Raw genomic sequence first — 17,524 nt, 5'->3', positions numbered from 1 at the left:
TGCATATGGATGAGTCGGTTGATTAACGCAAAAATGTTCCTGTGCATAACATTGATAACGGTTTATTAACCAAACAGGGTGCGGTAAAATTATTCAATGCGACAAAGAGTATTGGCTTTAATTACAGATGGGAATACTATTTGCATTCTCAGGAGCAGGTTATGTCTCAAAATTTACCTTTTATACAAGGTACGTGCTACAAGCAACGGTTTGTTATTTCAGCCTGCGGTTTCACCTTCGAGGGGTATAGCCTGCTTCTGAAGTCACGTGGCGTAAACGCCACGCGGCTCCATTTTGAAGAGGATGAAGTTTGCTCAGGTGATGTTCATAAAATGATGCAAAATCAACCACCTGAAGTTGCTGTTTTTCTTGGTCGCGACGTCGCTGCCTTTCTTGAAAGCCTGAAGCAGTTGGTATCGGTGCTGAATGCGCTGCCGGTTATTTGTAGCGTGACGCTGTATGGCGCAATACCAGAGAGATGGCTTTATGCCACGTTGTGTAGTCTCGTTAATAATACCAAATCGTTATCGATGATCAGGATAGCGAATATTTCAGACGTAATGGACTGTGCAGACAACATTTATGACGTGCATACCGATTCGTCACGCATATTGCGTGATGGACCCGAGAAAGAAGGTAAAGAAAGTCTGAATGGTTTAACAAAGCGCGAATTAACCGTATTGCTGAATTTTTATCGGGGTATTTCGATAAAAGAGCAGTCTGCGAGGTTAGGGTTGTCAGATAAAACCATTTATACCCATAGAAAAGTGGGGTTGGATAAATTATATCTTATCAGGGTGTGGTTTAGCGATGCACGTGTTTTCAGAGATGAAGTCTGTGCAGTAAAAAATAATCCGCAGGGGTTTTCGGATGCGGAAATTGATATTTTGCAGGCGTTACATAAGCGGGAAATCTTTGCGGCTTATCAAATTATTACCGATGGCGATAAAAAAGGAGTAGGCTTTGAAATTCTGCTGCGCTGGCATAAAAACGGTCAGGTTCTGAAGGCTGCCCAATTTCTGGGTGGGGTGAAAAATGGCGAAATATGGCTCAAGCTGACGGCGTTAGTCATCCACGCGGCCGTGTCAGGTATCAACAGATACAATGGGAAATATTATTTTTCGGTTAATATTCCGCCTCCACTGGCTACCGGGAACGCGCTGCCGGGAATGGCGAAAAAAGCCGTTGAGATGTTACTGAAGCCGCAGTGGGCCGGGAAACTTGTCTTTGAATTAGCTGAAGCGATTGATGTGACAAAGGATCCAAATATTCCTGTCACTCTTCAGCGTTTACGCGCCGAGGGGTGTCGGCTGTTTCTGGATGATTGCTTTTCCAGAGATTACGCTATGTTACCCATCCGACAGATTAATGTTGACGGATTGAAGCTTGACCGCGATATAGTTGAGCACTTTGTTGCTAACGACAATGACTATAGCATTATTAAAGCGATACAGATATACAGCGACATGACGGGAAGGGAATGCGTTGCGGAAGGCGTCGATAGCGAAGAAAAATTTGAAAAACTTGTCGCGTTAGGTGTTAAACGCTTTCAGGGATATTATCTTTCCCGGGCGGTTAAAGAAGAAGAGCTTGATCGAATGGTACGGCTATTTAGTTAATGGGTTCACTATGCTGGTGGTACGACAGAGAAACTTTTCTACCACAAGCAAAAACAGTCACTCACCAGCGCAATAATCTGTTATCAGATATCATCGCGCGTAAAACCGACAACAATTTCAAGCGTATTTCGAATGACATCGCAGGCTTCGGGCTCCTCGGTAATTTCGAGGGCGTGAATCAGTTGCAGGATAATCTCTTTATTAGAGAGATTGTCACCGGTCAGCATAATACAGCGTATTGCCGAGCCCAACACTTCAACCTCACCACTGAGATGTTTTCCTGCATTAAGAAAATGTTCCGCCAGTCCTTTATCGTGCAAGGCTTCAAAATTATACGTCTGCTGCATAATCGCTTTACTCATGGTGGTCACCGTTTCGGTTAAAATTAGTGTTTCTTGTCTGGGGTCAAAAGCGTGTTGTGAGTAAAGAGAGATCGCATGCGACCAATGTCATAATCGCCCATCACTCTTCCCCGGTCGTGCGAGACGCCGGTTACACGCTGGCGCACTTCATCTTCAGCGGCAATCAATGCATTTTTACGTTCATCATTTGATTCAACGTTAGCCATCGCCCGCAGGCGATTAGCAAGAGACACAAAGGTAATAGGTCCGTTCTCTTTCAGTATGGATAATACGGCCTCACCGATAAGGTCATCCTTAAGTCGTTCAAATTTAGTTCTATGCATACCTTCAATCTCACTCTGCTACACGCGGCAGGCTGTAGCATGGGGTTAGTCATCGCATTCAGAAGCTCTATTCTCACTCAGCATGACTAACTTAGTAAGTTAAAAAACAGTGTTCAGGTTAACGCTCGAAGAAGAGGGCTATCAAACCGTTGTAGTGCGCTTTCTCAACGTCAGACGTTGATTCTTCAATTCTGCGCAACAGCTTTGTACAAATTGTCATTCTGCTCAGTTGTACATTTTCTTTGATGATCTCACTGACGATGGCACCAAGGGTTTCCTGCTGTGTTGGGACGTTATCCTTGTTAAAATACAAGGTTATAGCGCTTTCTGCTGTAGAGGGAGCATGGTTGCGACGCATAATTTTCCACCGTTAACAAACAATTTTGTAACATCACTGGCATCGAATTTATACTATATGGTCAAATCTGTACATCAAAATTGTACAACTTTTTCGTATGGATTGAGCTTTTATCAGGAGAACTATCAAGATTAGGGGGGGGAAGAGAAGGAAAGAGGGGGAAAAGAAAAGGCCCCGGAGGGCCTGAAATTATTTACGTCCCAACAGAAGTCCCAGAACGATACCTACCGCACCCGCAGCGATTAAGCCCGTTAACGGGTTATTTCTGACGGCTTCAGTAACATCCGAGACGGCATCACTGGCCTGGGCAGCATATTTTTTCGCTGCACCTTTCACCTGGTGTTTAGGGGAGTCAACGAATTCACCAAACTGCTGCTGCGCAGAGCCGGATAATTCATCAAGTTTGTTTTTGGCTTTATCGCCAGCGTATTGTGCATTTTTATCAGTGTCGAAATCAGACATTCCAGCCTCCTTTTGTTGATAGTCTAAGGATAGACGCTGATTTCAGGCGTGAGCGAGAATTCGCTGAAATCGACGCCTGATTGCCCCTTTTTAGGATATGTCTTTCTTACATGACAACCCTAACGTCCTTAGGATGTTGTTGATCACTATTTCCCTCGCCGTCTCTCTACGCAGTGCGAAGAGATTATTTTTGTCGTGCGTGAGCGGGAAAGGTAACGTAATAACCAAGGGATGCGGCCAGGCACAGCATATAACCGAACGATTCCGAACCTTCCTCCACGGCGTTTTTCACGACACGCATATAGCCATGCTCCAGGATGGCGTGCCACAGCACCTGCATTCCAAAGAGGCGGGAGAAGACCAGTACAGCCAGCAGGCCGCTCAACAGAATACCGTACCAGGGGGATTGGGTATATTTTGCCAGCTGTTCCAGGGTAGCACGAAAATGCATAACGGGGCGAATTAACGCCAGCACAGCGGTAATCAGCGCGAACCACACCCAACTCCCATGAGAAATGAGATCAAAAAGCGCGTCCAGCTCACGAATTAGCATTGTCAGGAAAAATCCGCCCACCAGAATATTACAGTAACGCATGGATTCGTACATTTTCGCCAGACGAAAATGGAGAAAGACAATACTCGCTAATACCGTTTCCTGCATAATTTCGGTCAGTGATAATTCCGGAATATCATGGCCGACAAACCGCATATCAACCCAAAGACACAGTACAATAACTGCGCAAGCGGCCGCCGCGCCAACGAAGAATAAAAAGCTCTTTAGTACAATCATTAACACCACCATTTTGTTTGTAGCGGGTATGTTAGGTGACGAGAATGTTATTTCTGTTCACAATGTGCCATATAAGTGCGGATTTTTAACATTTTGAGCTAAATAGGGTTGGTCGAGGTGGGGGTAAACCCTAAATATGGTTGCACCATCTCTGAGAGAGACGTTAAGGGTAAACCCCAACCGCTCGTTAAACAGCTGTAGCTGCTCAACATAGAACTCGTTGAAGCAGGTCGAATATACCAGATACAGCATTTCCGCTTCTCCACACCCGAGCTGGCAGGCGAAGAAAGAGTGGCTAAGTCAGCAGCTGGTGACCAGCACGTGTATAAGTGCTAAATGCCGCAAGGCCAATAACACCGCGGCCGCAGTTGTACAGACAGGCTATAGTGATCTCCTTTGCCTGCTCAATACGGATCTTAACTTGAGTTTAAAACTGGCCGCAATTTTTAGGTATGGCCATCTGGTTTTGAATTCATTGATAGCTACTTCATACAATGTAGAAATACACTGCGGGTATTATAATTACTATTATTAGCAATAAAATATTTGTTGTTTTTTTACTGACGTTTGATGGCAGGCCATTTTTACTAACATACAATATCGCTTCAAAAAGAAACCAGTACATAGAAATACAAACAATGAAAAATAAAGGCATTATTGTTTTTGATATACCTTCAGAGAAGGATAATATTAAGGTTAACCCTGTCATCATGCCGACCATCGTAGAAGCATATGCTTTCCCTACTTTGATAACAGGGAAAATAATGAGTGTATATATGAGTTTATTATATTTTTTCTTGACATTTATGCTGCCGACAAATCGAAGTGTCAGAGACGTAATAGACGTTGCTATTACAAGCATTGCTGCAAGAGAATGAGGGGCCATATGTTCTTCAATGATAGTTTCTATCTCCTGAGTAGATTTATCACTAAGGAAATTGAAAGGTATCAATACAACCAGACTAAGAAGAAAGAAAAATAAACTATCTTTGCATAATGCATTTATACTTCGTCTTAAGAAAATGCTCATTAAAAGCCCTTAATAAAAGTTTTCATTCATAAAAAGCATTTGACATTTAAAAATGTTAACTATCGCCTATTAGTCTATTCCTCATTGTATTCTTAAGAAACCTACAGTCTTTGGTGGGGACGGGAATTTGCGTGAATGCAGAAACCTTCAAAAATGCGGATACGACGGTATTTATTACAACTATGTTTTTACAGAATGTGTCATAGCTTAGTTCAGATGTTCGAGTTAAGAAAAGAAACACACTATAAATTACATGATACCTGATACCCTCATAAAACTTAATGTTTACATTAACTTCCCATGAAGGATACAATACCCCCCTATAGTATCAGGAGGGCGTATGCCGCATTCACCCGAAGATAAAAAACGTATTCTGACCCGCGTCCGCCGCATTCGGGGCCAGGTTGATGCCCTTGAACGCGCCCTGGAATCGGGCGATCCCTGTCTCGCCATTTTGCAGCAAATCGCCGCCGTGCGCGGCGCTGCCAATGGCCTGATGGGGGAAATGGTTGAAATTCACCTCAAAGATGAGCTGGTGACGGGGGAGACCACCCCGGATCAGCGGGCTGTGCGGATGGCGGAAGTCGGCCATTTACTGCGCTCTTATCTAAAATAAATCCACACACCTCACAACAAGGGAAAGACATCATGAAATCTCGCGCAGCTGTCGCGTTCGGCCCAGGCCAGCCGCTGAAAATCGTTGAAATTGATGTTGCTCCGCCGAAGAAAGGCGAAGTGCTGATCAAAATTACCCACACCGGCGTTTGCCATACCGATGCGTTTACCCTGTCCGGTGACGATCCGGAAGGCGTATTCCCGGCGGTGCTCGGCCACGAAGGGGGCGGTGTGGTGGTGGAAGTGGGTGAAGGCGTCACCAGCCTGAAGCCCGGCGACCATGTGATCCCGCTCTACACCGCAGAGTGCGGCGAGTGTAAGTTCTGCAAATCCGGCAAAACTAACCTCTGCCAGGCCGTGCGCGCCACGCAGGGTAAAGGTCTTATGCCGGACGGCACCACCCGTTTCTCCTATAACGGCGAGCCCATTTATCACTACATGGGGACCAGCACCTTCAGCGAATACACGGTGTGCGCCGAGATCTCACTGGCGAAAGTGAATCCGCAGGCCCCGCTGGATAAAGTCTGTCTGCTCGGCTGCGGTGTCACCACCGGTATCGGCGCGGTGCATAACACGGCGAAAGTGAAAGAGGGTGACACCGTGGCGGTGTTCGGCCTCGGCGGGATCGGTCTGGCAGTCATCCAGGGCGCGGTACAGGCGAAAGCTGGCCGCATCATTGCTGTGGATACCAACCCGGAAAAATTTAAGCTCGCAGGTGAGATGGGCGCGACCGATTTCATCAACCCGAAAGACTACGACAAACCGGTTCAGGAGGTGATCGTTGAGCTGACCGACGGCGGCGTGGACTTCAGCTTCGAATGTATCGGCAACGTCGATGTGATGCGCTCAGCGCTTGAGTGCTGCCACAAAGGCTGGGGCGAGAGCATCATTATCGGTGTGGCCGGCGCGGGTCAGGAGATCAAAACCCGTCCCTTCCAGCTGGTGACAGGGCGCGTATGGCGCGGGTCGGCATTTGGCGGCGTGAAAGGCCGTACCCAGCTGCCGGGCATGGTTGAAGATGCGATGGTCGGTAAAATTCAGCTCGACCCGTTCATTACGCACCGCCTGCCGCTGGAGCAGATCAACGAAGCCTTCGATCTGATGCACGAAGGAAAATCTATTCGTACCGTTATCCATTTCGGCGACAACTGATTATTCTGCCAGCGGTTTTTTCCGCTGGCATTTCTTCCCTGATCTTTTCTAAAGTGTGACCTGTCTGGCGCTTTTAACCGTAATCTAATTCTACGCCGTGCCGATGACTCTTTTACAGGCGTGTTTTTACGCATCTTACCTATAAGAGAGTCGACGGTCATGGACAACACAACATCGATGCAGGCGCAGCATAAGCTGAGTTTCTTGCATCACATCCGGCTGGTTCCGCTGTTTTCCTCCATTCTCGGTGGCATTATTCTCCTGTTTGCATTGAGCTCGGGTCTGGCAGGCTATTTCCTGCTCCAGGCCGATAACGATCAGCAGGATGTTACGGCAGAAATCCAGGTGCGCACCGGGCTGTCAAACAGTTCCAACCATTTACGCACCGCCCGTATCAACATGATCCACGCGGGGGCGGCGAGCCGTATCGCGGAGATGGAGGCGATGAAACAAAACATCGCTGAGGCTGAGACCCGCATCAGGCAGTCGCAGGATGGATTTGCCGCCTATATGAAGCGCACTATTCGCACACCGGCTGATGAAGCGCTGGACGGCGATCTGAAAGCCCGCTATGACGCCTACATCGCCGGTATGCAGCCGATGCTGAAATATGCCAAAAACGGCATGTTTGAAGCCATTATCAACCACGAAAATGAGACCGCGCGTCCGCTGGACGATGCCTATAACGCGGTGCTGTTGAAGGCGATAAAAATCCGCACCGAACGCGCCAACGCGCTGACGGCGCAGGCTCACACCCGCACCCGGCTGGGGCTGATGTTTATGTTCGGCGCGTTTGGCCTGGCGCTGGCGCTGGCGGTGATCACTTTTGTGGTGCTGCGCCGTACGGTGATAAACCCGCTCCAGCGAGCCGCTACGCGTATCGAAAATATCGCGAAAGGCGATTTGACCATGCCGGACGAACCGACCGGGCGCAGTGAAATTGGCCGCCTTACGCGCGATCTGCAAACGATGCAGCACGCGCTGGTGACCACCGTAGGCACCGTGCGGCAAGGGGCGGAGGAGATCTACCGGGGAACGAGCGAGATCTCCGCGGGTAACACCGATCTCTCTTCCCGTACTGAGCAGCAGGCGGCGGCGATTGAACAGACGGCGGCCAGCATGGAGCAGCTCACCGCGACGGTGAAACAGAACGCCGATAACGCGCATCATGCAAGTAAACTGGCAGAAGATGCCTCCGGGAAGGCCAGCCGCGGGGGGCAGATGGTCTCCGGCGTGGTGAAAACAATGGGTAATATTTCCACCAGCTCGAAGAAGATCTCTGAAATTACCGCCGTGATTAACAGCATCGCGTTCCAGACCAATATTCTGGCGCTCAACGCGGCGGTCGAGGCGGCGCGTGCGGGTGAACAGGGACGCGGCTTTGCGGTCGTGGCGAGTGAAGTTCGCACCCTGGCAAGCCGCAGCGCAAACGCGGCGAAAGAGATTGAAAGCCTGATTAATGAATCGGTGTCGCTTATCGATCAGGGTTCCGGGGAGGTGGTTGCAGCGGGCAATACCATGAATGAAATCGTCGAGGCGGTTAAACGCGTCACCGATATCATGCTGGAGATTGCAGCGGCGTCCGATGAGCAGAGCCGCGGCATCGTTCAGGTGAGCCAGGCGATTTCCGAGATGGATAAGGTGACGCAGCAGAATGCCTCGCTGGTGGAAGAAGCTTCTGCGGCAGCGGCTTCGCTGGAGGAGCAGGGCGCACGTCTGACGGAAGCCGTTGGCGCGTTTCGTCTCAACGGGGCGCACGCAGGACGGACTACAGCCGCTGCAAACGCAGCGAAACCCGCGCCTTTAACCCCGGCGGCGGTCGTCTCAGGTGATAACTGGGAAACGTTCTGAGTAAGACAGACCCGCCCTCGCGGCGGGTTCTGCGTTTATGGTCAGAGAGGCATTGATTTACGAATGGCGCTTAACAGCGTTTGGGCACCTTCAGAGAGCGGGGCATCTACCCGCGTCAGGATCCCAATCGGTTCTCCCGCGCCGGGCGATGTTACCGGCAGCGCCGTAAGCACGCCGCGTCGCAGATCGTCCTTCACCGCGCCGGACGGCACAAACCATACGTAGTCATAATCCACCGTAAGCTGGCGCGACAGCGACGCCGAGAGCGTTTCAATACACCCGGAAGGCAGCGTGCAGCCCTGCATTTGCAGCAACGCTTCCGCATTCTGACGCGGAACGGTTCCTTTTGGTGAGACCACCACCGGCCACTCCATCACACGGCTCAGGGTCACGGTGTCCTGCAACAGAGGATGATTCGGACGCACGACCAGCTTCAGCGATTCCAGGAACAGCAGCTCGTAGTTCAGGCCGCTCATCAGTTCCGGATCGGACATCCGCCCAATGCCCAGATCCAGCTCGCCTGACTTCAGGCCCGCCAGCAGCATGGTGTTATTCATGGTCGCGACCTGAAGCGTGGCGTGCTTTTGCTGACGGTGGAACTGGCCGATCGCCGCAGGCAGTATGCCCAGCGCCGCCGTTGGCAGCGCGCCCACGCGCACGATGTCGCTGGCCGGCTCCTCTTTACGGTTTAACGCCTGACCGGCGGTATTGAGGGCATCGAGAACTTTAACGGCATGCGTCAGGAACTGTTCGCCCACGAGCGTAAGCTGAGCCCCCAGACGGCCGCGATCGAACAGGCGGGTTCCGGTAAGCTGTTCCAGTTCGTTCAGCGTTTTGGAGAGTGCAGGCTGACTGAGGTTAAGGGTTTCAGCCGCTCGCCCCAGCGTTCCCTGTTGAGCGACGGCCACAAAAGTATGCAAATGGCGCAAGCGTATGCGCTGACTGAACAGACCATTTTTTTCCATAGGCGATGTTAAAAACAGAGCGACGCGGGTGACAAGTTAAGATGTTTGAATTTGATAACCTGATAGCAAAATATTTTTAACATTTGATCTGTTTGAGTTACAACCGTTTTTCGAAAATGCCCACGCTTTGACCACTCGTCTGCCTGGATCACAATTCGTAAATTCTTCCCAACGAAAGGAACGGGCTTCTCTACACTCCAGGTAGTATTCACTGGAGGCATGACATCATGGCGAACACCATCACGGCTGATGATATTCGGGAACACTTTTCGCAGGCTATGTCGGCGATGTACCAGCAGGAAGTTCCGCAGTACGGCACCTTGCTGGAACTGGTGGCGGACGTTAACCTGGCGGTTCTGGAAAATAACCCACTTTTACATGAACAACTGGCGAACGCAGACGAACTGGCGCGCCTGAATGTTGAACGTCACGGTGCGATCCGCGTTGGCACCGCGCAGGAGCTTTCCACCCTGCGCCGGATCTTCGCCATTATGGGCATGTACCCGGTCAGCTACTACGATCTCTCCCAGGCGGGCGTGCCCGTCCACTCGACGGCGTTTCGTCCGACAGACGATGCGGCGCTCTGCCGTAATCCGTTTCGCATTTTTACCTCGCTGCTGCGCCTGGAGCTGATTGAAAACGTTGCGCTGCGCGAAAGGGCGGCGGAGATCCTCTCCCGGCGCAACATCTTTACGCCGCGCTGTCTGGAACTGATCGACCTGCATGATGCGCAGGGACACTTTACCGAGGCACAGGCGCGCGAATTTGTGCAGGAAGCCTTAGAAACCTTCCGCTGGCATCGCCATGCGACGGTCGATCAGGAAACCTATCTGGCGCTGAGCAACGAACATCGCCTGATTGCCGACGTGGTCTGTTTCCCGGGGTGCCACATCAACCATCTCACGCCGCGCACGCTGGATATCGACCGGGTGCAGGAGCTAATGCCGAAGTACGGCATCGAGCCGAAAATCCTGATTGAAGGCCCGCCGCGCCGCGAGGTGCCGATCCTCCTGCGTCAGACCAGCTTTAAGGCACTGGAGGAGCCGGTGCTGTTCGCGGGGGAACACAAGGGCACCCATACCGCGCGTTTCGGTGAGATTGAGCAGCGCGGCGTGGCGCTTACGCCGAAAGGGCGCGAGCTGTACGACAGCCTGTTAAACCAGGCCGGGACCGGCAAAGACAACCTGACCCACCAGCTTCACCTGCGCGAGATCTTCAGCGCCTTCCCGGACAGTGAAATGTTCCTGCGCCGTCAGGGGCTGGCTTATTTCCGCTACCGTCTGACCCCGACAGGTGAGGCGCATCGTCACGCGTTTCGTCCCGGCGACGATCCGCAGCCGCTGATCGAACGCGGCTGGGTTGTGGCACAGCCCATCACCTACGAGGATTTTCTGCCCGTCAGCGCGGCGGGGATCTTCCAGTCGAATCTTGGCAATGAAACGCAGGCGCGCAGCCACGGCAATGCCAGCCGCAATGCCTTCGAAGCCGCGCTCGGCTGTGCGGTGTACGACGAGTTTTCGCTTTACGAGGAGGCGGAAGCGCGCAGCAAACAGCGTTGCGGTTTGCTCTGAAACCGTTACTCTGCAAGGGTGTGATGGAAAAAGAAGGTTGGTATGGAAAATCCCTCTGCCCCTGTGGTTGAAACGCGCCAGGGCGCACTGATTGGTTTTACTGAAGGCGATACCCATGTGTGGTGTGGCATTCCCTATGCGGCACCCCCTGTTGGCCCGTGGCGCTGGCGCTCCCCGCGTCCCCCTGCACGCTGGGATGGCGTGCGTCCGGCGACGGCGTTCTCCGCCTCCAGCTGGCAGAGCAGCGAAAGCTGCCAGGAGCTGGGCGGCGGCGATCCCGGCCAGTTCTCTGAAGACTGCCTGTACCTTAACGTCTGGTCGCCAGTGGCACGCGCCGATCCGCTTCCGGTGATGGTCTGGCTGCACGGCGGAGGATTTACCCTCGGCGCTGGCGGGCTGCCTCCGTATAACGGCAGGGCGCTGGCGAAGCGTGGCACGGTGGTGGTGACGATCAATTACCGTCTCGGCCACCTCGGCTTTTTTGCTCATCCGGCGCTGGAGGGGGAGGAAGAGCGCGTGGTGCATAACTTCGCACTGCTCGATCAGATCCAGGCCCTGGAATGGGTGCGCGATAACATTGCCGCGTTCGGCGGCGATCCTGAGAACATCACCGTATTTGGCGAGTCGGCCGGTGCGCGCAGCGTGCTGTCGCTGATGGCTTCCCCGCTTGCGGGAGGACTGTTCCATAAAGCCATTGTGCAAAGCGGGTACACGCTGCCCGACACCCCGCGCGAGCAGGCCATGCATAAAGGCGAAGCGATTGCCGCCCATTTCGGCCTGCACAATGCTACCGCGGAACAGCTTCGCGCGATCCCGCCTGAGGCGTTCTGGCCACTGACCTCGCCGTTGAATATCGCCCCTGCGCCCATCGTGGGGGATTGCGTTTTGCCTGAGGCCATGCTCGACGTTTTCTTCGCGGCCCGCCAGCATCCTGTACCGGTGATGATTGGGTCGAACAGCGACGAAGCCAGCGTGATGTCGGTATTCGGGGTCGATCTGGCCGGGCAGATCCAGAAGCTCCGCCGTGAGCGGCGCTTTGGCCTGGGGCTGATAAAGCTGCTTTATCCTGGCGTGAAGGGCGATGAGGAACTCGGCAGGCAGGTATGCCGCGACATGGCCTTCACCACCATGGGATACGTGGTAATGCAGGCCCAGCAGCGGGCGGGCGGCCTGTGCTGGCGATACTGGTTTGATTATGTGGCCGAAGCGGAGCACGCGACGTACATCAACGGCGCCTGGCACGGCAACGAAGTGCCCTACGTCTTCGATACCCTTGGACAGGTGGAACCTTCGCGGCAGTATGTGAATGAACGCGATCTGGCCTTCGCCGCTCAGGTGGCGGACTACTGGGTGAGCTTCGCCCGGGATGCGGGGGCACGCGATAGCCTGGCAGGGCCCACGCGCTGGCCCGCCTGCCGGAAAGGGCGGGACGTGCTGTTACGTGTTGGTGTGAATAAACATGCAGGTTTTCGGCTTGAAAACCGCTTCATGCGTGCCCGTATGAGCCTCTTCAAACGGGTGATGAAACACCACGTCAGCCTCGACTGAGCAGACAGGCGCGAAGCGCATCCAGCCCGTTTTCAGGGCCGGGTGCGTCGCGTAATACCAGCCGGTAGCTCGCCCCCGTTTTTATGCTCGTGTCAAAAGGGCGCATCAGCCGTCCGGCGCGCACGTCCTCCTCCACCAGCGTTTCATCCGCGATGGCGATGCCCAGTCCCTGAATGGCGGCGGTAATGGCGAGATCCATGGTTTCGAAGTGTTGATTTTTGAGCATAGCTGGCGGCGGACCCGGCTGTTTCGCCAGCCACAGCGTCCAGTCCGTTTTGTCCCGCGTGGGGTGAAGGAAGGTGAGTGCTTCCAGCGCAGAGCCGGCCCGTAGCGGGCTCATCACCGGGGTTAAGGCCTCTTCGAACAGCAGATCGCCGGCGCTCATGTGCGTCCCAAACACAATCGCCGCGTCACAGGATTCGGTTTTGAAATTGACGTTGTGATCGGTGGTGGTGGTCAGCGCAATCTGGAGTTCCGGCTGTTCGCGCTCCACCTGTAGCAGACGCGGCACCAGCCAGCGCATCGCGCAGGTAGGCGCTTTCAGACGGATTACGGTCTGGTGCGTTCGCGCCTGTTCAGCAACGTTCAGCAGGTGCTCAAAGGCAGATTGCAGCTCCGGCAGCAGGGCGCTTCCCTGTGAGGAGAGACGCAGGCCGCGGGCATGGCGCTCGAACAGCGGGAAGCCGAACCAGCTTTCCAGCGAGGCGATTTTACGGCTTACCGCCCCCTGCGTCAGACAAAGCTCCTTCGCGGCATGGGTAAGATTCAGGTGACGCGCGGTCACGATAAACGTCTCTACGGCATTAAGCGGAAATGAACGACGCGACATATCTCACCTTAGCTATGCATTTTTGTCATGGCTATTATGACAACAATTCGATTGTCCCGACAATGAAGTTGTTGTTTGAATAGTTATGCATTCACCACGAGAAGGGACAGAGGATGACTTTGAAAACGCCGGTGCAGACACGATCCAAATTGCCCGATGTGGGAACCACCATTTTTACCGTTATCGGCCAGCTTTCAGCCCGGCATAACGCCATCAACCTTTCTCAGGGTGCGCCGAATTTTTCCTGCGACCCAAAACTTATCTCCGGCGTGACCCGCGCCATGGAGGCAGGGTATAACCAGTACGCCTCCATGACCGGTCTGCAACCGCTCAGAGAGCGCATCGCGGACAAAATTGCCACGCTCTATGGCACACACTATGACCCGGCGAGTGAGGTGCTGGTGACCGCCAGCGCCAGCGAAGGGCTTTACTCAGCCATCAGCGGGCTGGTTCATCCTGGAGACGAGGTGATCTATTTCGAGCCCTCCTTTGACAGCTATGCGCCGATTGTCCGTCTGCAAGGAGCGACGCCGATTGCCATTAAACTGACGGTACCGGATTTTGCCGTGAACTGGGATGAAGTACGGGCGGCTATAACCCCACGCACGCGGATGATCATCGTCAATACGCCGCACAACCCGAGCGGACAGGTGTTTTCAGCCGCCGATCTGCACCAGCTGGCAGCGCTGACGCGCCACACCGACATCATCATTTTGTCTGACGAAGTGTATGAGCACGTCGTTTTTGATGGCGAACCGCACCACGGAATGGCGACGCACCCGCAGCTGGCGGAGCGCAGCGTGATTATTTCTTCTTTCGGAAAAACCTATCACGTCACCGGCTGGCGCGTGGGTTATTGTGTGGCACCCGCGGAACTGATGGATGAGATATGTAAAGTCCATCAATTTTTAATGTTCTCGGCCGATACGCCGATGCAGTACGCGTTTGCCGAACACATGACCGATCCGCAAACCTGGCTGTCGCTGGCGGCGTTTTATCAGCGCAAGCGCGATCTGCTGCAAAGTTTGCTCGCCGACTCACCGTTCAGGCTGCTACCAAGTGCCGGTTCGTTCTTCCTGCTGGCGGATTACAGCGGCTTTAGCGACGAGCGCGACAGCGAGATGGTGAAAAGGCTGATTGTCGAGTACGGGGTTGCCACCATTCCGCTGTCGGCGTTTTATGCCGATGGCACGGACAATAAGTTAATCCGTCTCTCTTTTGCGAAAGATGAGGCGACGTTACGGGCAGGTGCCCAGGCCCTTTGTCGGGTTACACCACGTTAAGGAATTTGAGATGAAATTACACGCGTTAGTTGTCGGCATGGGACTGTTGTGTTCATTCTCGTCGTTTGCCGCCACCGAGTTGCGATACGGGCTGGAAGCGGAATATCCACCGTTTGAAAGCCGCAATGCGTCAGGGGAGCTGGAAGGGTTTGACGTAGAGCTGGGAAATGCCATCTGTAAAGCCGCCGCGCTGAAGTGCAGCTGGGTTGAAACCTCGTTTGATGCGCTGATCCCCGGTCTGGTGGCGAAAAAGTTCGACGCCATAAACTCGGCGATGAACATCACCGAGCAGCGTCGCAAAAGCATTGATTTCACCCAGCCCATCTATCGCATTCCCTCCCAGCTGGTGGGCAAAGCCGGTTCTGCGGTAGAGGCTACCCCCGAAGGGCTGAAGGGCAAAACCATCGGCGTTCTCCAGGGTTCAATTCAGGAAACTTACGCCAAAGAGCACTGGGAAAAGCACGGTGTCACCGTGGTGTCTTATAAAGATCAGAATATGGCCTGGGGAGATCTGCTGAATGGCCGCATCGATGCCTCGCTGGTCATGTCAGCGGCCGGGCAGGCAGGTTTCCTCAGTAAGCCGCAGGGTAAAGGGTTTGGCTTTATCGGCAAACCGGTGTCGGACGACACCATCCTCGGCAGTGGGATCGGCTTTGGGCTGCGTAAAGGGGATGAGGCCACCAAAAAGCAGCTTGATGCCGCAATTGATAAAGTACGTGCCGACGGCACGATCGCTAAACTGGCTGATAAGTACTTCCCGGGTATCGATGTCAGCGTAAAATAACCGCCTCGTTGGTCCCGGCTGTCGATGTCCAGCCGGGGCATTTTTATACATAACTTTACCCCTTTTTCAGGCCGTTCTGGTCGACAGAAAATATTTCTCGGTTTGTTCAGATAATCACCCGCCAACAATTGGATTCTTAACCGTTTTTGTTTAGGCTGTGCGTTCTTTCTTGCCGTCATTTCGCTGCGCGCGAAACTCATTCACACGACCATAAGGACGTTTTCTCAGGCATGAATCGCAGACGTTTTCTCAAAGGTTCCCTGGCAATGGCTGCCCTGAGCGGCACTTCTGGCCTTGCTTCTCTGTTTTCCCAGGCGGCGTATGCTGCTGACTCCGACATTGCCGACGGTCAGAGCCGTCGCTTTGACTTCTCTGTTCTGCAATCCATGGCGCACGATCTGGCGAAAACCGCGTGGGGCGGTGCGCCGCGTCCGCTGCCGGAAACGCTGGCCACCATGACGCCGCAGGCGTACAACGCCATCCGTTACGATGAGAAGCAGTCGCTGTGGAATAACATTGAAGGCCGTCAGCTGGACGCCCAGTTCTTCCATATGGGGATGGGATTCCGCCGCCGCGTGCGCATGTTCTCGCTGGATCAAACCACCTCTCAGGCGCGTGAGATCCACTTCCGGCCTGAGCTGTTCAGCTATGGCGATACGGGCGTGGATACCAAACAGCTTGAAGGGCAGAGTGACCTCGGCTTCGCCGGATTCCGCGTCTTTAAAGCGCCGGAACTGGCGCGACGCGATATCGTTTCGTTCCTGGGCGCGAGCTACTTCCGCGCAGTGGATGATACCTACCAGTACGGCCTTTCCGCGCGCGGGCTGGCGGTGGATACCTTTACCGACACCCCGGAAGAGTTCCCGGATTTCACCTCCTTCTGGTTTGAAACCGTTAAGCCGGGTGATACCACCTTTACCGTCTATGCGCTGCTGGACAGCCCGAGCATTACCGGTGCCTATAAGTTTGTGATCCACTGTGAGAAGAGTCAGGTGATCATGGACGTCGAAAACCATCTCTATGCGCGCAAAGACATCAAGCAGCTCGGCATCGCACCAATGACCAGCATGTTCAGCTGCGGCAACAACGAACGCCGCATGTGCGACACCATACATCCGCAGATCCATGATTCAGACCGCCTGGCGATGTGGCGCGGTAACGGGGAGTGGATCTGCCGACCGCTGAACAACCCGCAAAAGCTGCAATTCAACGCCTACCTGGATAAAAACCCGAAAGGCTTTGGTTTGTTACAGCTTGACCGTGACTTCTCCCATTACCAGGACGTCATGGGCTGGTATAACAAGCGACCAAGCCTGTGGGTCGAGCCGCGCAACAACTGGGGGAAAGGATCCATCGCCCTGATGGAGATCCCGACAACCGGCGAGACGCTCGATAACGTGGTCTGCTTCTGGCAGCCGGAGAAACCGGTGCAGGCGGGTGATGAGCTGGACTTCAAATACCGTCTCTACTGGAGCGCGCAGCCGCCGGTGCGTTCCCCGCTGGCAAACGTCTACGCCACCCGTACCGGTATGGGCGGCTTCCCGGAGGGCTGGGCGCCGGGTGAAAATTACCCGAAAGTGTGGGCCCGTCGCTTTGCCATTGACTTCGTCGGGGGCGATCTGAAGGCCGCCGCACCGAAGGGCATTGAGCCGGTGATCACCCTGTCCAGCGGTGAAGCGAAGCAGGTAGAGATCCTCTATGTCGAGCCATTCGACGGGTATCGCATTCTGTTTGACTGGTATCCAACCTCTGACTCCACCGAGCCGGTGGATATGCGCCTGTTCCTGCGCTGTCAGGGCGATGCCATCAGCGAGACCTGGCTGTACCAGTACTTCCCGCCCGCGCCGGACAAACGTAACTACGTTGACGACCGGATCATGCGCTAGTCCTTATGGGTTTGTGCCGGGTGGCGGCTTCGCCTTAGCCGGCCTGCTCTGGACGCATTTGTAGGCCGGGTAAGCGTTAGCGCCACCCGGCAATTA

At 53.8% G+C, this 17,524-nt stretch carries 17 protein-coding genes; 9 read left to right on the top strand and 8 right to left on the bottom strand.

Annotated elements, in window-relative coordinates; translation table 11 throughout:
- Positions 1-161: 161 nt before the first annotated feature.
- Complete coding sequence (locus tag SK53_RS04945) at positions 162-1,619, top strand: EAL domain-containing protein (RefSeq protein WP_032609154.1); 1,458 nt, start codon at positions 162-164, stop codon at positions 1,617-1,619.
- 83 nt (positions 1,620-1,702) lie between these two features.
- Here the strand turns inward: SK53_RS04945 and SK53_RS04940 are convergent, their stop codons facing one another.
- From SK53_RS04940 to SK53_RS04910, 6 genes are all read right to left on the bottom strand, one after another.
- Positions 1,703-1,981, bottom strand: a complete 279-nt coding sequence (locus SK53_RS04940) for a biofilm development regulator YmgB/AriR family protein (RefSeq protein ID WP_044596271.1) — start codon at positions 1,979-1,981, stop codon at positions 1,703-1,705.
- A gap of 23 nt (positions 1,982-2,004) precedes the next feature.
- The gene (locus tag SK53_RS04935) at positions 2,005-2,304 is read right to left on the bottom strand and encodes a hypothetical protein (RefSeq protein ID WP_023296588.1); all 300 of its coding nucleotides are present in this window, start codon (positions 2,302-2,304) and stop codon (positions 2,005-2,007) included.
- Positions 2,305-2,422: 118 nt separating this feature from the next.
- The gene (gene ycgZ, locus SK53_RS04930; protein ID WP_003857265.1) at positions 2,423-2,662 is read right to left on the bottom strand and encodes a regulatory protein YcgZ; all 240 of its coding nucleotides are present in this window, start codon (positions 2,660-2,662) and stop codon (positions 2,423-2,425) included.
- Between the two features lie 189 nt (positions 2,663-2,851).
- Positions 2,852-3,124, bottom strand: a complete 273-nt coding sequence (locus SK53_RS04925; RefSeq protein ID WP_003857263.1) for an ElaB/YgaM/YqjD family protein — start codon at positions 3,122-3,124, stop codon at positions 2,852-2,854.
- Positions 3,125-3,308: 184 nt separating this feature from the next.
- Complete coding sequence (locus tag SK53_RS04920) at positions 3,309-3,914, bottom strand: hypothetical protein (protein ID WP_048208683.1); 606 nt, start codon at positions 3,912-3,914, stop codon at positions 3,309-3,311.
- A 487-nt stretch (positions 3,915-4,401) separates the two neighbouring features.
- Positions 4,402-4,944 carry a hypothetical protein gene (locus SK53_RS04910; RefSeq protein WP_156174850.1) on the bottom strand — a complete coding sequence of 181 codons (543 nt, stop codon included), beginning with the start codon at positions 4,942-4,944 and terminating at the stop codon, positions 4,402-4,404.
- A gap of 340 nt (positions 4,945-5,284) precedes the next feature.
- On the opposite strand from SK53_RS04910, the gene SK53_RS04905 reads away from it, so the two are divergent.
- From SK53_RS04905 to SK53_RS04895, 3 genes are all read left to right on the top strand, one after another.
- On the top strand, positions 5,285-5,560 hold the full coding sequence (locus tag SK53_RS04905; RefSeq protein ID WP_003857256.1) for a metal/formaldehyde-sensitive transcriptional repressor: 276 nt from the start codon (positions 5,285-5,287) through the stop codon (positions 5,558-5,560).
- A 32-nt stretch (positions 5,561-5,592) separates the two neighbouring features.
- A complete protein-coding gene (locus tag SK53_RS04900; RefSeq protein WP_003857251.1) occupies positions 5,593-6,711 on the top strand; it encodes an S-(hydroxymethyl)glutathione dehydrogenase/class III alcohol dehydrogenase in 1,119 nt (372 codons plus the stop codon).
- A 159-nt stretch (positions 6,712-6,870) separates the two neighbouring features.
- Positions 6,871-8,562, top strand: a complete 1,692-nt coding sequence (locus tag SK53_RS04895) for a methyl-accepting chemotaxis protein (protein WP_023324628.1) — start codon at positions 6,871-6,873, stop codon at positions 8,560-8,562.
- 41 nt (positions 8,563-8,603) lie between these two features.
- On the opposite strand, the gene SK53_RS04890 is transcribed toward SK53_RS04895, so the two are convergent.
- On the bottom strand, positions 8,604-9,527 hold the full coding sequence (locus SK53_RS04890; protein ID WP_003857247.1) for a LysR substrate-binding domain-containing protein: 924 nt from the start codon (positions 9,525-9,527) through the stop codon (positions 8,604-8,606).
- Between the two features lie 227 nt (positions 9,528-9,754).
- Between SK53_RS04890 and SK53_RS04885 the strand changes: the two genes are divergently transcribed.
- Positions 9,755-11,098 carry a 2-oxoadipate dioxygenase/decarboxylase HglS gene (locus SK53_RS04885; RefSeq protein WP_003857245.1) on the top strand — a complete coding sequence of 448 codons (1,344 nt, stop codon included), beginning with the start codon at positions 9,755-9,757 and terminating at the stop codon, positions 11,096-11,098.
- Between the two features lie 42 nt (positions 11,099-11,140).
- Positions 11,141-12,646, top strand: coding sequence for a carboxylesterase/lipase family protein (locus SK53_RS04880; RefSeq protein WP_048208680.1), 1,506 nt, complete (start codon positions 11,141-11,143; stop codon positions 12,644-12,646).
- Here SK53_RS04880 and SK53_RS04875 read toward each other — a convergent pair.
- The gene (locus SK53_RS04875; protein ID WP_048208678.1) at positions 12,633-13,475 is read right to left on the bottom strand and encodes a LysR family transcriptional regulator; all 843 of its coding nucleotides are present in this window, start codon (positions 13,473-13,475) and stop codon (positions 12,633-12,635) included. The genes SK53_RS04880 and SK53_RS04875 overlap by 14 nt on opposite strands.
- Before the next feature lie 113 nt (positions 13,476-13,588).
- Between SK53_RS04875 and SK53_RS04870 the strand changes: the two genes are divergently transcribed.
- From SK53_RS04870 to SK53_RS04860, 3 genes are all read left to right on the top strand, one after another.
- Positions 13,589-14,758, top strand: coding sequence for a pyridoxal phosphate-dependent aminotransferase (locus tag SK53_RS04870; protein WP_023314126.1), 1,170 nt, complete (start codon positions 13,589-13,591; stop codon positions 14,756-14,758).
- Positions 14,759-14,768: 10 nt separating this feature from the next.
- Positions 14,769-15,542 carry an ABC transporter substrate-binding protein gene (locus SK53_RS04865; protein ID WP_023314127.1) on the top strand — a complete coding sequence of 258 codons (774 nt, stop codon included), beginning with the start codon at positions 14,769-14,771 and terminating at the stop codon, positions 15,540-15,542.
- A 230-nt stretch (positions 15,543-15,772) separates the two neighbouring features.
- Positions 15,773-17,428, top strand: a complete 1,656-nt coding sequence (locus SK53_RS04860; protein ID WP_032645623.1) for a glucan biosynthesis protein D — start codon at positions 15,773-15,775, stop codon at positions 17,426-17,428.
- Positions 17,429-17,524 lie beyond the last annotated feature (96 nt).

The organism is Enterobacter sp. MGH119 (assembly GCF_001037675.1).
Taxonomy (GTDB): domain Bacteria; phylum Pseudomonadota; class Gammaproteobacteria; order Enterobacterales; family Enterobacteriaceae; genus Enterobacter; species Enterobacter hormaechei_C.
This window is presented reverse-complemented; position numbering and strand designations above follow the sequence as displayed.